The 15,428-nt window shown below is 48.3% G+C and carries 12 protein-coding genes; all 12 read right to left on the bottom strand.

The window, feature by feature from the left end; translation table 11 throughout:
* Positions 1 to 6: 6 nt before the first annotated feature.
* Complete coding sequence (gene ftsZ, locus EGM68_RS16765) at positions 7 to 1,131, bottom strand: cell division protein FtsZ (RefSeq protein WP_013372084.1); 1,125 nt, start codon at positions 1,129 to 1,131, stop codon at positions 7 to 9.
* A 67-nt stretch (positions 1,132 to 1,198) separates the two neighbouring features.
* Entirely contained in the window at positions 1,199 to 2,470 is a 1,272-nt protein-coding gene (ftsA, locus tag EGM68_RS16770) for a cell division protein FtsA (protein ID WP_013372085.1), read from the bottom strand.
* A 199-nt stretch (positions 2,471 to 2,669) separates the two neighbouring features.
* Positions 2,670 to 3,434 (bottom strand): cell division protein FtsQ/DivIB, encoded by a 765-nt coding sequence (locus EGM68_RS16775; RefSeq protein ID WP_013372086.1) that lies wholly within the window; start codon positions 3,432 to 3,434, stop codon positions 2,670 to 2,672.
* 56 nt (positions 3,435 to 3,490) lie between these two features.
* On the bottom strand, positions 3,491 to 4,801 hold the full coding sequence (gene murA, locus EGM68_RS16780; protein WP_013372087.1) for a UDP-N-acetylglucosamine 1-carboxyvinyltransferase: 1,311 nt from the start codon (positions 4,799 to 4,801) through the stop codon (positions 3,491 to 3,493).
* On the bottom strand, positions 4,791 to 5,696 hold the full coding sequence (gene murB, locus EGM68_RS16785) for a UDP-N-acetylmuramate dehydrogenase (RefSeq protein ID WP_013372088.1): 906 nt from the start codon (positions 5,694 to 5,696) through the stop codon (positions 4,791 to 4,793). The genes murA and murB overlap by 11 nt, the downstream gene beginning before the upstream one ends.
* A 146-nt stretch (positions 5,697 to 5,842) precedes the next feature.
* Positions 5,843 to 6,952: an undecaprenyldiphospho-muramoylpentapeptide beta-N-acetylglucosaminyltransferase gene (gene murG / locus EGM68_RS16790; protein ID WP_025677710.1), complete on the bottom strand. Its 1,110-nt coding sequence runs from the start codon at positions 6,950 to 6,952 to the stop codon at positions 5,843 to 5,845.
* A gap of 6 nt (positions 6,953 to 6,958) precedes the next feature.
* A complete protein-coding gene (spoVE, locus tag EGM68_RS16795; RefSeq protein WP_013372090.1) occupies positions 6,959 to 8,056 on the bottom strand; it encodes a stage V sporulation protein E in 1,098 nt (365 codons plus the stop codon).
* 49 nt (positions 8,057 to 8,105) lie between these two features.
* On the bottom strand, positions 8,106 to 9,527 hold the full coding sequence (murD, locus tag EGM68_RS16800) for a UDP-N-acetylmuramoyl-L-alanine--D-glutamate ligase (RefSeq protein WP_129549615.1): 1,422 nt from the start codon (positions 9,525 to 9,527) through the stop codon (positions 8,106 to 8,108).
* A gap of 4 nt (positions 9,528 to 9,531) precedes the next feature.
* Positions 9,532 to 10,500, bottom strand: a complete 969-nt coding sequence (gene mraY / locus EGM68_RS16805; RefSeq protein ID WP_013372092.1) for a phospho-N-acetylmuramoyl-pentapeptide-transferase — start codon at positions 10,498 to 10,500, stop codon at positions 9,532 to 9,534.
* A 22-nt stretch (positions 10,501 to 10,522) separates the two neighbouring features.
* Positions 10,523 to 11,926, bottom strand: a complete 1,404-nt coding sequence (locus EGM68_RS16810) for a UDP-N-acetylmuramoyl-tripeptide--D-alanyl-D-alanine ligase (RefSeq protein WP_025677705.1) — start codon at positions 11,924 to 11,926, stop codon at positions 10,523 to 10,525.
* A complete protein-coding gene (locus EGM68_RS16815; RefSeq protein WP_090738742.1) occupies positions 11,926 to 13,413 on the bottom strand; it encodes a UDP-N-acetylmuramoyl-L-alanyl-D-glutamate--2,6-diaminopimelate ligase in 1,488 nt (495 codons plus the stop codon). Before EGM68_RS16815 ends, EGM68_RS16810 begins: the two co-directional genes overlap by 1 nt.
* 55 nt (positions 13,414 to 13,468) lie before the next feature.
* Positions 13,469 to 15,385, bottom strand: a complete 1,917-nt coding sequence (locus EGM68_RS16820) for a stage V sporulation protein D (RefSeq protein ID WP_058711727.1) — start codon at positions 15,383 to 15,385, stop codon at positions 13,469 to 13,471.
* Between the last annotated feature and the right edge of the window lie 43 nt (positions 15,386 to 15,428).

The raw sequence follows: 15,428 nt of genomic DNA on the forward strand, positions 1-15,428 counted from the left end.
TTCAAACTAGTTATCGTTATTATTATTGCGTGAACGGTTACGTAAGAATGTCGGAATATCCAATTGGTCACTGCTTTGAGTGTTACCGAATGGACGCAAGTTAGGAGAGGACTTTTCCGTTGCTTCGGAAGCCGCTGGGTTAGCTGCTGGTCTACGTCCCGGTGCTGGCTGGCTCGGCTTACCTTCAAAACCAGTGGCGATCACGGTAACCTTAATCTCTTCTTTCAAGTCTTCATCAATGATGGCACCGAAAATCATGTTCACTTCCGGATCGGAAGCTGATGTTACAATTTCAGCCGCCTCATTGACCTCGTATAGAGACAAATTGGTGCCGCCAGTGATGTTCATAATGACACCACGCGCACCTTCTATGGATGTCTCCAGCAACGGACTCATGATAGCCTTACGCGCTGCTTCAGCCGCACGATTTTCACCCGTTGCTTCGCCAATCCCCATCAACGCGGAGCCACGCTCCGTCATGATCGTTTTTACGTCAGCGAAGTCAAGGTTGATCAGACCCGGTACAGCGATCAAATCCGAAATACCTTGTACGGCCTGACGCAGAACATTATCCGCTTCACGGAATGCTTCCAGCATTGGGGTTTTCTTGTCCACAATTTCAAGCAAGCGATCATTCGGGATTACAATCAAGGTGTCTACTTTTTCTTTCAATCCCTCAATGCCAAGTTCAGCTTGATTGGAGCGTTTACGCCCTTCAAATGTGAATGGTCGGGTTACCACGCCTACAGTCAGCGCACCGCATTCCTTAGCAATTTCAGCAATGACAGGGGCCGCTCCGGTTCCTGTACCGCCACCCATTCCGGCAGTTACGAATACCATATCCGCGCCTTTGAGCGTATTCATAATAAGCTCACGCGACTCTTCAGCCGCTTTTTTACCCACATCAGGGTTAGCCCCGGCACCCAGACCGCGAGTGAGCTTATCGCCAATTTGAAGCTTGTGCTCAGACTTCGCCAAGTGAAGCGCCTGGGCATCTGTATTGACTGTAATGAACTCTACACCCTGAACTCCATTTTCGATCATTCGGTTAACTGCATTGCTGCCGCCGCCTCCGACGCCGATCACTTTAATTTGAGCCAAGCTCTCCATTTCAAAATCAAATTCCAACATACTATTCCATCTCCCCCTCAATGTGCATGGATGGCCCGTCCATGATTGGCATAATTAGCAATGAACGTTATATAAATTCACTGAACATATTTTTTAAGCGTTCAATCAACCCCTGCTTTTGCTCGCCTTCCGCAACGGGACTGCTGCTCTTGGTTCGGCTAGTCGGCTTCTTGGTACTACCGCCACTGTTGCTAACACTAGTCGATCTCCCGCGATAGTAACGGATAGCATTATGCAAAATACCAACTCCGCTCGTATATCCCGGATCCCTTACACCGATAAAATCAGGTACAGCGATCCTTACGGAAGCGGCCAGTTCGCTTTGTGCCACCTGAAGTACACCAGGCATGGAGACGGTGCCTCCGGTAAGTATATAACCCCCCGGAAGCTCTGTGTAACCCAAGCGCTTAACTTCCGCCTGAATGAGTTGAAAAATTTCCTGTACTCTCGGCTCAATAATAGCAGCCAAATCCTGTTGGGTGAACTCCTTATCTACATTACTGCCGATACGGGTCACTTTAAAGACGACATCGGCTGCTGCATCATCATACCAAGCGCAGCCGTATTTGAGTTTTACTTTTTCAGCTTGATCGGTAAGGGTTCTCAGTCCGTAGGCAATATCATTGGTTACAAATTCTCCGCCGATGGGGAGTGTTGATGTAGCAACAATCGTTCCTTCCTGGAAAATGGCCACATTCGTAGAACCTGCACCAATATCCACCAGCACGGAACCCATCACCTTTTCATCCTTCGAAAGAGACAACTGTCCAGCTCCAAGAGGCAACAAGACGAGATCTTTAATCCTCAGGCCGGCTTTCTCAACGCAGCGCAACAGATTATGTATTGGGGTCTTGCCTCCAGTAACAATCGTAGCCTCTACTTCGAGACGAACACCGATCATACCACGAGGGTCCTGAATTCCTTCAAGGCCATCTACGACATACTGCTTGGCTACCACGTCAATAATTTCTCTCTCCGGTGGTACGGCAATTACTTCTGCTGCCTTCAGTACACGTTCAATGTCCTCCTCGCCGATTTCACGGTCCTCGTTGGACACGGCTACTACGCCATGACTATTTTGCAGACCAATATGGTTGCCTGAAATCCCCACATACACTTCTGTTATTTGAATACCAACCATGCGTTCTGCGTGATCCACGGCGTTACGGATTGATTGCACGGTTTGATCAATGTCTACAATTGCACCTTTGCGAATCCCTTCCGAGTCGGCAGATCCAACTCCAATAATATTAAAGGTTCCATTATTCATTTCCCCAATAATAGCCCGAACTTTGGATGTACCGATGTCCAAACTAACAATGATGTCATTGTTGCTCAAGTCTGTGGCACCTCCTGACTCCAAAATGAATTTCGTTCTTCAAACACACTCTGTACATATTCAACATACTCCATGCTTTCCCTCTTTTTTCTACAAATTTTTTAGAAGCCAATTTATGGTTGCAGTCACATAAAAATTTGAAGAAAAAAGAAGGAGGCAAGTCTATTACCCATAAAATCAATTCTAGCATTTTTTCACATCACTGAGTAGTATCTTTTTCTTGGCCCTCTTCGCTCGTATCGGGTTTGAATGGAACGTAGGAATCCGCCTCCAGCATTGTGATCACACCAGGATCTTCTGTTTCTAGCACCTGGTTCAAATAGCTGATTTTAGAGTTCAACAATGAAACGGTTGTAATAACCTCAAATTGGGAACGCGTGTACATTTTTATACGGTCTGGAAAAGAAGGAATCGGTGCGGGAATGATTTCCGAAATATCAGCTGTCCATTCTCCCGGAATGCGTGATAAAGCATCACACAGCTTCGCTTTGTAGGGATCATCTGATTTCCATTTAGTCAAAATAGGCTTTTCAACCGCTATCCCACTGCTTCCTACGCCCACGCTTGTCCCATTTGCTAGAATAGCACGCAGGCTACCGTCGCTTTGCAACTCGTAAGCTACCGTAGCAAACTCTTTAATGTGAATCGTAATGATACCCGGAAACTGCTTGTCCACTGTGACTTGCTGAATTGACTGAATTTCCCGCAGCTTCTCAGAGACGTCGGATGAACTGACTCCGAAATATTGATCTCCGACAGCGAGACCACTTCGATTAAGAAGTTGCTCCCGGGTCGAAAATACATTACCATCAAAACGAATTTCAGAAACCTGACTCAACGAAGAACGGAAAAAGAGAACAGCGAGTAGTACAATAAACAACAAAATGAGAAGAATAGCAATCTTCCGGCTTGTTCTTTTTTTCGTTCTGTTCTTTTTAAGAACAGGTATTTGAGCATTTGGCATAGCTTCTCTCCACAAAAGCCTTTTGTCCCCCCGTTAAAGGAGGGACATTACAGGCATTAATTTACGAAATCCAGTTGCTCGGGCACCGGAGACTGACGGCTCATTCGGGCACCCAATCCCTGGAAAAGACGTTCGATCCGGTCATACCCTCTGTCAATGTGGTGAACCTGCTCGACAATGGTACGTCCTTGAGCGGCTAGACCGGCTATAACCAGTGCAGCCCCTGCCCGCAGATCGGTAGCCTCTACTGTAGCCCCGTACAAACGAGAAACCCCTCTTATAAAAGCAGCATTCGCATCGACCGTAATATCAGCACCCATTACATTCAGTTCATCTACATGCTTAAATCGGCTTTCAAAGACAGTCTCTTTCATGACACTGAAGCCGTCCGCCAAAGAAAGCAAAACCATGACCTGAGATTGCAAGTCCGTTGGAAATGACGGATAAGGTGAGGTAACGATCCTCTCCACTGCTTTAGGACGGCTCATACAACTTACGGTCATTATATCATTCAAGATGCCGATTTGAACACCAGCCCGCCTGAGGACGTGAATCAGCGCAGACAAGTGGGAAGGATTGCAGTGTGTCAATGACACACTACCTCGTGTAGCTGCCGCTGCAATCATAACTGTTCCAGCTACTATGCGGTCAGGAATGACCTCATACGTACATGGATTGAGTTGACTGACCCCCGTAATTGTAATTGTGTCTGTTCCTGCACCAATAATATGAGCTCCCATGGCATTCAGAAAGTTTTGAAGATCCTGAATCTCTGGTTCCCTCGCTGCATTGGTAATCGTTGTTCGTCCTTCGGCCAGCGCGGCAGCCATCATAATATTTTCTGTTGCCCCTACGCTCGGAAAATCCATGTGGATGTCCGAGCCGATCAGCTTGCGGGCTCGAAACGTAATTTGCTCGTCTTTCTCCTCGATCTCTGCGCCAAGGGCTTTTAAGCCCTCCAGGTGAAGATCTATTTTGCGCTCGCCTATGGCGCAGCCTCCGGGCTGGTAAATGGAAACTTCTCCGTATCTGGCGAGCAGCGGTCCCATTAGAAAGATAGATGACCGCATTTGCTTCATCAAATCCTCAGGAATTTGGAACGTTCGGACGGACGATGTATCCACATATACCGTTTCCTCTTCATGTCGGCATGTGCAACCAAGTCTTTCTAGGATATGCAGCATGACCTTAATGTCTAAAAGATGGGGGACATTCCGAATTTCCACCTTACCTTGTGCAAGCAAGCTTGCTGCAAGAATAGGTAGTGCCGCATTTTTCGCCCCATGGATACGTATGGTGCCTGACAGGGGACGGCCTCCCTCAATCACCAATTTGTCCAATGTATCACCTCCGAGTTTACCGCTCACCCACTACGAAAACCTCCGGAACTAGCTTGATGCCGGTTTGAGATGATATTGTACTTTGAATATGCTTCATTAGGGTAAGCACGTCCTCTGCTGTCGCTTGACCGGTATTTACAATGAAATTAGCATGTTGTACAGATACCTCAGCGCCTCCCGCTTTCAAACCTTTAAGACCTGCGCTTTCAATAAGCCGGGCAGCATAGTCTCCTGGTGGATTACGGAACACGCTTCCTGCACAAGCTAACTGTAGCGGCTGGGTCAGCCTACGGCGGTCTTTAAAAGCCGCAAGCGCTGCTGAGATTTCCTCTCGGTCCCCCCGCTTCATCTGGAACACTGCCTCTGTCACCATTCCACGTTGCTCATGCAGCACGGAGTGACGATAGCTAAAATGCATATCCTCGGCATTGTACACAGCCAATTCCCCTGTATCCAGCACAATCTCAGCGGACTGGAATATTTGTGACACATCAGACCCGTGGGCACCGGCGTTCATATAGACAGCCCCACCGACCGATCCTGGAATACCCCCAGCAAACTCAAGGCCTGACAGACCCTGCTTGCTAGCCATAACACATAGTTTGACCAGTGAAACGCCTCCACCAGCAACGATCTGTTCATCCTCAAAACGAACATAATCAAATCCTGGTCCCAGCTTGATCACCAGTCCCCGAATCCCTTTGTCAGAGACGAGCATGTTGGAGCCCCGCCCCAACTGCATCCAGGGAATTCCGTGCTCGCTAGCCAGCTTCAAAATCTTTGCCAACTGCTCTTTGGTATCCGGGATCACAAGAGCATCCGCAGGGCCTCCGATCTTCCAGGTCGTATACTTGGACAGCGGTTCATGCTCCAGCACTTTTCCGATATCATGCTCCGCTAATAATGGCATCCATTGCTGCATTGTACTGAAACCTCCTTGTTGCTTGCCCCGCATCGTTATAAGGCTCTCACCTAACAACCGGCAGCCTGGGTGATGGTCACAATCTATAGGGTATCCTATGTAAATACCGTCCGGTGTGTGACAACCGCCCAAATCTGCGCTGCGGACTACCTTTTATGGGCAAGACGCTCCATTTCTTTTACTAAAATATCTGCTGAGTCAGGCTTGCCAAGCGCAGATGCCAACTCCGCCATCCGGCTCCGCCTTGCCTCATCCTTCATAATTTCCGCTATAGATTGAAACAGAGCCGGGCCACTCAATTCCTTTTCTGTGATCATGACAGAAGCCCCTGCCTTTTCAAGTGTACGAGCATTAGCCTCCTGGTGGTTATTCGTCACATTGGGTGATGGAATCAGAATGGACGGAATGCCGAGCGATGTAATCTCTGCCAAGAAGGACGCACCTGCGCGATTAACAATTAAAGAGGTACAAGCCAGTACCTCAGGCATATTGTGAATATAGGGAAGCACGTGTAGATGATTGGGCAATGAGCCGATCTGATTTCGTATGCTGTCCAGCGTTTGCTCATAGTAAGATTCGCCAGTCACATATACAAAATGGACGTCTTTCAGTTGCGAAAGTTGCGGAACCATTGCAATCATGGCATCATTAATGGCCTTCGCTCCTCTGCTGCCGCCAACCACCAGGACAACTGAGCTGTTCATCGGAACCCCTATTGTAGCAAATCCCCGATCCCGGTTAGCCAAACGAACTGTTGTAGCACGGGGGTTCCCAGTGTATAGTACATTTTTAGCTTTAGGAAAAGCTCCTTCCGAGCCTTCAAAGCTAACAGCCACTGTATCCACATAGCGACTCAGAAATGCATTGGTCAACCCAGGAATTGCATTTTGTTCATGAATAATGCTGGGTATTCCCAACTTGGAAGCTGCATAAACGACAGGGCCGCATACATATCCCCCGGTGCCAATAACGATATCTGGCTTAAATTTCTTTAATAATGCTTTGGACCTGCGAACTCCTTTGAAAAAGCGCATGATTGTTTTTATATTTTCTACAGACAAGCTGCGACGAAATCCTGTGATATCAATAGCCTCAAATGGAATTTTTTCCTGAGGAACTAATTTACTTTCGAGCCCTCGTTGACCGCCAATGTATAAAAATTCAGCGTCCGGATCTATTTCTTCGCACTGTCTGGCTACGGCCAGCGCTGGATAAATATGCCCTCCAGTACCGCCGCCGCTCAACACGACGCGCATAAACGTTCACCTCGCATAACGTGATAAATTTAATAAAATGCCCAGAGCAGTTAGCATTAAGGTCAATGAAGAACCTCCATAGCTGATTAAGGGCAGTGTTATTCCTGTCACCGGCATTAGACCGATAACAACACCAATATTAATAACGACCTGTACCGCCACCATTCCGACAATACCTACCGCAAGCAAACTGCCATAGGTGTCCGGGATGGTAATAGCGACACGCATCCCTCTCCAAACAAGGACCAAAAAAAGCCCCAGCACCGTCATTCCACCGATAAAACCAAGCTCCTCCGCCAGTATGGAAAAGATAAAGTCCGTCTGTGGCTCAGGAACGTAGCTATATTTTTGCCGACTCATGCCGAGCCCCAAGCCTGCCAATCCGCCAGGACCAATAGCATATAGCGATTGAATAATTTGATAACCCGCGCCAAGTGGATCAGACCAAGGGTCCAGAAATGCGGTAATACGCTGGAGTCGATAAGGGGCAGCTGCAATAAGTGCAGCAAACCCCGCTGCCCCCGACAAGGCCAGTAGACCAAGATGCTTCATACGCGCGCCTGCCGTAAATACGATCAGCATGGATGCTCCCATCATTACCGTGCCTGTGCCCAAATCAGGCTGGAGCATGATGAGCCCAAAGGCCAGTCCCATGAGCCCAAGCGGAGGCAACAGCCCGCGCGTAAAAGAGCTAATATCATAGTCAGGACGACTGAGCCATTGAGAGAGAAAAAGAATCATACCCAGCTTCATAAACTCGGAAGGCTGAATGCCAAAAGAGCTAATACCGAGCCAGCTTCGTGCTCCGCCTCTTACTACACCAATGCCAGGGATTAAAACGGCAACCAGTAGAGCCAGACAGATCAACAATACGACCTTGGCATATTTCTGCCAAATCCGATAGTCCGTTCTGGCAGTAAAGTACATGGCTACAAGGCCGAGCCCCGCAAACAGCAATTGTCGTTTAACAAAATAGTAGGAGTCCCCGTACTCGTGAAAAGCGAGGACGGCGCCCGCGCTGTATACCATAACCATGCCGATGGCTAACAAGCTTACAATACAGACGAAAAGCCATATATCTGGCGCCGGACGAGATTGCTTCATCAGGAGGCCACCCCTTGCATAAAAGTAGGGGCTTATCCAACCCCCCTACTTACAATTTATGCGCCGCCTCTTTAAAAATACGTCCACGCTCTTCATAGGATTGGAACATATCCCAACTTGCACAAGCGGGTGAGAGTAATACCACATCTCCCGTCTCAGCAAATTGAGCTGCCTTGTTTACAGCCTCCACGAGCGTAGCGGCGGCATCCTCCCCATTATCGACGACCTTGACATGCTCTATTCCAGCCTGACGAGCCCGATCTGCCAGCTTATGCCGTGTCTCACCCAAGAGTACAACAGCTTTCACACCTTCCTGCAAGGATGGTACAAGCTCCGCATAATCAGAGCCACGATCCAATCCTCCGGCAATGAGTACGATGGGTTGCTTAAAGGAAGATAAGGCCATCATTGTCGCTTTCGAATTGGTTGCTTTGGAATTGTTGTAATAAGCTACTCCACCGTGTTCTAAAACATATTCAAGCCGATGTTCTACACCGCGAAAAGCGCTTAATGGTTCCGCTAATTTTGCTGGTTCTGCTCCTGCGGCAATGGCGATTGCACAAGCAGCTAGAGCATTTTCTACGTTAAAACGACCCGGAAGCCCAATATCGGTCACGCCTATAATGGGATGCAGTACCCCATTTCCATCACGGTATACGATGTTTCTTTCAATATCATCCGTCACATCCGGTATGTATGGCGGGTCAGCGAACACCCCTTCCTGCAAACGTTCCGTCATTGAGAAAGGAAGCAGCTTCGCTTGAATATAGGGCACAAGCTCCCGGCAGACGGGATCATCCCAGTTCACCACCGCGGTATCCGACGCTGTTTGATTGGCAAATAGACGTGCCTTTGATGCAACGTAGTCCTCCATGCCTCCGTGGTAGTCCAAATGGGTCTCAGCTACATTGAGCAAACAGGCTACAGCGGGCTTGAAATCCTTTGTTCCTTTTAACTGAAAGCTGCTCAGCTCCACAACCATCCACTCGTCCGACTTGGCGTCCACAGCCGCCTCGCATAATGGCGTACCGATATTACCAGCCACGATCGGATTCATGCCGGATGCCTCCAACAACTTGCCCACCCAAGTGGTCGTGGTCGTCTTTCCGTTGGAGCCAGTAATTCCGATAATCGGAGCTTTGCATAGATGGTAGGCGACCTCAACCTCGGTCACGACCTCAATGCCGAGCTCGACAGCTTTCTGTACGGGAGGGGCCGTGTAAGGAATTCCTGGATTTTTGACAACTAGTTTCACTCCAGGATGAATCAGCCCTTCCGGGTGACCCCCGCATAAAACGGAAATTCCCAAAGCCTCTAATTCAGAAGCTTCGGGACATTGTTCCCTATCTTTTTTATCATTGACTGTGAGCTTGGCCCCGGCCTGATGTAGCACCTTGGCAACTTGTACGCCGCTTTTGGCCAGACCGATAATGACAACTTCCTGATCTCGGTATGCGTCTGGATGATTCATTTGTCTACAACCCCTTGTTGAGATAAAGTCCAAGTCCTGCCAACAGCAGTCCTACAGCCCAGAATGTAATAACTACGCGCCATTCGGACCAGCCGGACAGCTCGAAATGATGATGAATCGGGCTCATTTTGAAAATACGCTTGCCACGGGTTTTAAAGGAAGCTACCTGCAAGACCACGGACAGCATTTCAATCACGAATACACCACCGATGATGAGGAACAAAATTTCGCTTTTCGTAACAATGGCAATGGCACCAATGGCTCCGCCGATTCCCAGCGAGCCTGTGTCACCCATAAATACCTTGGCAGGATGAGCATTATATACGAGAAAACCAAGTACAGCGCCAATCATGGCCGCTGCGCAAACTGCAGCTGGAAGCGAGGTTGCTTGAATCGCCACAATGGCATAAGCAGCAAATGCAATCGCACTTGTACCAGACAGCAGCCCGTCCAGCCCATCTGTAAAATTGACAGCGTTGCTGATCGCCAGCATCATGATAATAATGAACGGATAATAGAACCAACCGCCCCAATCAAATGACCATGAGGTGCCCGGGATGCCAATTGCCGTGCTGTGATCATTGCTAATCAGAAGCCAGCACATAATCGCGCCAAACAATAACTGCCCGAACAGCTTTTGACGCGCTGTCAGACCGAGCGAGCGTTTGAATACGATTTTAATATAGTCGTCCAAAAAGCCGATCAGCCCAAAACCGAGCGTAGCAACCAGCAGAACGTAAAAGTCCGTATTTTTAATAGCTGAAAACTTTAGAAAGGTCAGCGTAAAAGCCAGCAAGATTACGATACCGCCCATTGTAGGCGTACCTATCTTTTTAAGATGGCTTTGTGGCCCGTCATCCCGGACCTGCTGGCCGAATTTCATTCGCCGCAGCAGCGGAATGAGCAGTGGAGCGGCAATGACCGCCAGTATAAACGATACGACGATCGTCAGCAGTAATAATTGAATATCCATGGGAGTCTCCCTCTCGTCAACATCAGTTCTGTAGCGGACCGTTTTTCAGCGCATCCACAATTTCTTCTAATCGCATCCCTCTGGATGCCTTAACCAGCACAATATCATCGGCATGGAGATAAGATCGCAAATGCTGGATCAGCTTTTGCTTATCTGTATAAGCATGTACGTTAGCAGTTGGCATTGTCCCTTGCGCACCCTGCGCAATCGAAGCGCCTAATGCACCATAGGTAAACAGTGCCTCTATGTTATGCTTTGCAGCAAAACGCCCAATTTCTTCATGAAATTGCTTTTCCTCAGCGCCCAGCTCCAGCATGTCACCAAGCACGGCAATTTTACGTCCACCCGTTTTATATGCAGACAACGTCTGAATTGCAGCCTTCATTGAAGCAGGACTGGCATTGTAAGCGTCATTTAGCACCGTAAGTCCATCCGAACACTTCACGACCTCAATGCGCATGCCCGTCAGCTTTAAAGACGACAACCCTTTACGTATATGGTCTACATCCACATTGAAATGACGTGCTACCGCCAGCGCTGCCAATCCGTTTACAACATTGTGCTGTCCGAGCAAGGGAAGCCGGAAAGCCTCTTGGCCGGATTGGGCTGTTATGAATAAGCTACCTTCTCCATCCGAAGTGATTTCAGTCGGATAATCATCATTGTCCGCAGCTAACCCGAACGTGAATAATTTTAATCCTTCAGGCTTGACCGTTTCAGGCTCCGCCAACACTTGTGGAAGTAGTGGTTCATCCCCATTATAGATAAGCAATCCACCGGGTTTAATCCCACTTGCGATTTCCAGCTTTGCACGAGCAATTTCAGTGCGAGAACCAAGCTGAAGTAAATGCGATTCGCCAATGTTAGTTATGACAGCTACATCTGGTTGGGCAATATTAGCCAGCAGACGGATTTCCCCGCGTCCACTCATGCCCATCTCCAGAATCAGGATATCTGTATCCTGCGGCATGGACAGTACTGTTAAAGGCAACCCGATATGATTGTTATAATTCCCTTCGGTTTTGTGTACTTTAAAAGTCGTGCCTAATAGAGCATTTACAATATCTTTTGTCGTCGTCTTGCCGTTGCTTCCCGTGATTCCAACGACAGAAACGCCAGTTTCGCGCAAGTATGCAGCTGCTAGATGCTGAAGGGCTTCTAACGTATCCTCGACCTCAATAGCATTGACGGTCGGGGATGCTCCATGATCCTTTTGCCATAGATATGCTGTTGCCCCTCTCTCGCTGACGATCTGCTGAACATAATGATGTCCATCAAATCGTTCACCCACGAGTGGAACGAACAGTCCCAGGCTCTGCGGCCTGCGTGAGTCTGTAAAAACGCCCTCAACCATCCGTTCGGCGTCCGCCTCTGCGTGAAGTGTTCCTCCACACATGGATGCAATCTGACCGATTGTTCTTTTCATCACTTGGATAAACCCCTTATCGCTTCTTTGGCTACGATGCGATCATCGAATTCATGCACCGTTTTTCCGATCAACTGGTAAGTCTCATGACCTTTTCCCGCAATCAATACTACATCGTCAGGGCTTGCCATTTCAACAGCTTTATGAATTGCAGTTCTGCGATCCACGATCAGTTCATAACGTTCGGCAGGTACACCTTCATCAATCAACCCTTGTTCGATATCTTTCAAAATCACTATCGGGTCTTCTGTTCGCGGATTGTCGGAAGTAATAAACGAATGATCGCTGTATCGTGCAGCAATTTTTCCCATCAACGGACGTTTTGTACGATCTCGATCTCCGCCGCAACCAAACACACACCATACTTTACCAGTCGCAAATTCCTTTACGGTGCGAAGGACATTTTCCAATCCGTCTGGCGTATGGGCATAATCAACAATTACAGCAAAGGGTTGACCCGCATCAACAGGCTCTACGCGCCCATCCACGCCTGCGATAGATTCCAGGCTCCGCTTGATATCTACCAGTGAGATTCCTTCCAGCAAAGCAGCTGAAATGGCTGCTAGTGCGTTGTACACATTAAACTTGCCTACCATTCGAAGCTCAATGTCAGTTTCTCCTTTAAAAGTGGATACATGGAAGGAGGTTCCCTTGGCACTTATAGTGATACGAGACGCTTGTACATCCGAATCCTTTTCCACGCCGTAGGTAATCACTTGAGCCGCAGTTTGAGCCTGCAAATAGGAAGAGGCTGGATCGTCTGCATTCAGAACAGCATATTTACTATAGGATGTATCACGCGAGAAGGCATTTCCCAGTCTGGAAAACAAAAGTCCCTTGGCAGCGCGGTACTCCTCCATCGTGTTGTGATAGTCTAGATGGTCCTGCGTCAGGTTTGTAAATATAGCGGTACGAAAATCTGTTCCTTTGACACGGCCCTGCTCCAAAGCATGTGAGGATACCTCCATGACACAGCATTGAACCCCTTGCTCTGCCATATTCCCGAGATAACGTTGCAGTTCTACTGCTTCAGGCGTAGTGCCGGACATCGGATAAGACTGGCCGTTGTAACGCATTTGAATGGTACCAATCAGCCCGGTGTTCACCCCAGCATCCTGCATGATCTTTTCAATCAGGTATGTTATCGTTGTTTTTCCGTTTGTTCCGGTTATACCGATCATACGCATGCGTCGGCTTGGTGAATCAAACATATAATCCGCCAAAACCGCCATGGCATGTCGCGCATCCTTAACAACGAGCTGCGGAACAGGCACATCCAGTTCTCTCTCTACGACCAAAGCCGCCGCTCCTGACGCAACGGCCTGCCCAGCATAGTCATGTCCGTCTACTGTAAAACCGGGCAAGCACAGAAATAAGTCTCCCGGCTGGACACGACGTGAATCCGCCCCGATTCCTCGGCAATCCACTGTACCGTCACCCACCACTCGGGAGACGGCCAGCAGTGAAGCCAATTGTTGAAGCTGCATCTTACATTCCTCCATTGCTCTCTCGTTATTCATAGTATGGTATAAAAAGAACCTATCAATCCCCCATATATATACGGATCGTTGATCCTCGTTCCAATCGAGAGCCTGGCTTCGGTGCCTGACTTATGACCGTCTTGCCTGACCCAGATTTCACGAGCATAAAGTTCATATTCATATCTTCGTATAAATCAGCTGCAGTGGCACCTACTAGATCAGGTACCGTTTCGATCGGTTTTTCCCCATACTTGTACTCTTTGGCAATTTGATTGGTACGAGGCGGTATTTTCAAGGCAATCAGTGCATCCTTTAAAATATTTTGCACGATTGGCGCAGCAACCACACCGCCGAATTGAATTCCTTTCGGGTTATCGACAGCAGTATAGACGACGATTTGCGGATCATCCGCCGGAGCAAAACCAATAAAGGATACAATATGCTCCGAGGAAGAATAACGTCCGTTAATTACTTTTTGTGCTGTACCCGTTTTACCTCCAACCCGGTAACCCTCAATAAAGGCAGGACGACCTGTACCTTTAGCTACAACACTTTCCAGCGCTTCCCTTACCTGTCGAGAAGTGTCCTCTGAAACAACTCTACGCACCAATTCCGGCTCCACTTTTTCTAGAACCTTGCCGGTTTCGGGCTGAATCCAGCCTTTTGTGATGTGAGGCTTATAAAGATTGCCACCATTGATTGCTGCCGACACAGCCGTAACCTGCTGAATTGGAGTGACAGATACCCCTTGACCAAATGCCGTAGTAGCTAGCTCTACAGGTCCGACCTGAGGTAGCTTGAACAAAATGCCATTGCCCTCACCAATCATGTCAATTCCTGTTTTGCTGCCGAAGCCGAAATTGCGAATGTACTTGAACAGTGTTTCTTTGCCCAGACGTTGCCCCAACGTTACAAAACCGGGATTGCATGAATTCTCCACCACTTGAAGAAAGGTTTGGCTGCCATGCCCGCCTTTTTTCCAACAACGCAGGCGTGCTCCACCGACTTCAATATATCCCGGATCAAAGAAACGGTCATTTTTAAGATTAACCTTCTTTTCTTCCAAGGCAGCGGCCAGTGTAATAATTTTAAAAGTAGAACCAGGTTCATATGTCATCCAAATTGGCAGATTTCGATTATAAATTTCAGGCGCATATTGCTTGTAAAGCGCTGGCTCATAGCTTGGTCGTCCAGCCATGCCTAATATTTCACCCGTCTTGGGGTTCATCGCAATAGACAGCGCGGATTTCGCCTGAAATTTGACCATGGCTTGGTCAAGCTCCCGTTCCATAATGGATTGCACCGATTTATCAATGGTTAATTGTAAATTCAGTCCATCCTTCGGTTCAATGTACTTTTCAGAAGAACCAGGCATCAGGCGGCCACCTGCGTCTGATAAATACGCGATGCTTCCATCGATTCCTCGAAGCTTGCTGTTTTGCTGCTTCTCTACACCTGTCAGCCCTTGATTATCAATTCCGGTAAATCCAAGAATATGAGCCGCTAGATCACCATAAGGATAATAACGTTTGTTGTCTTCAGCAACAACGATACCCGGCAGCTTCAAATCACGAATTTTCTGGGCTTTCTCCATCGTAATTTTTCGTCCGCCGGGCTGAAGTTTTTGGCTTGCTGTTCGTTTGGTAATCAGCTTGAGCACTTTATCCTCACTCATATCTAGCAAGGGCGCCAGCCTGCGTGCCGTTTCTTCCGGCTCCTTAATCTGTACTGGTATCGCCATGACAGTCGGCGAACTGACATTATAGGTCAGCGCAGTACCCTGCCGATCCAAAATTTCGCCACGCTTGGCGGCAAAAGGAATATTGCGGCGCCACGAATCCTCAGCCTTGGCTGAGAGCTCGCCTCCTTTACCCAATTGAACATAGGCGAGCCGGATCGACAAGGCCGCAAACAATACAAACAATCCCAGTAGCCCCCATACCAGCCTACGCCGCATGGTCACGTTAGATTTTTTCAAACGCGCCCCCTCCGTTCCTCAAATACTCATGACATGTCTTACC

The sequence above is a fragment of the Paenibacillus sp. M-152 genome, assembly GCF_003856555.1.
Classification (GTDB): Bacteria; Bacillota; Bacilli; order Paenibacillales; family Paenibacillaceae; genus Paenibacillus; species Paenibacillus polymyxa_C.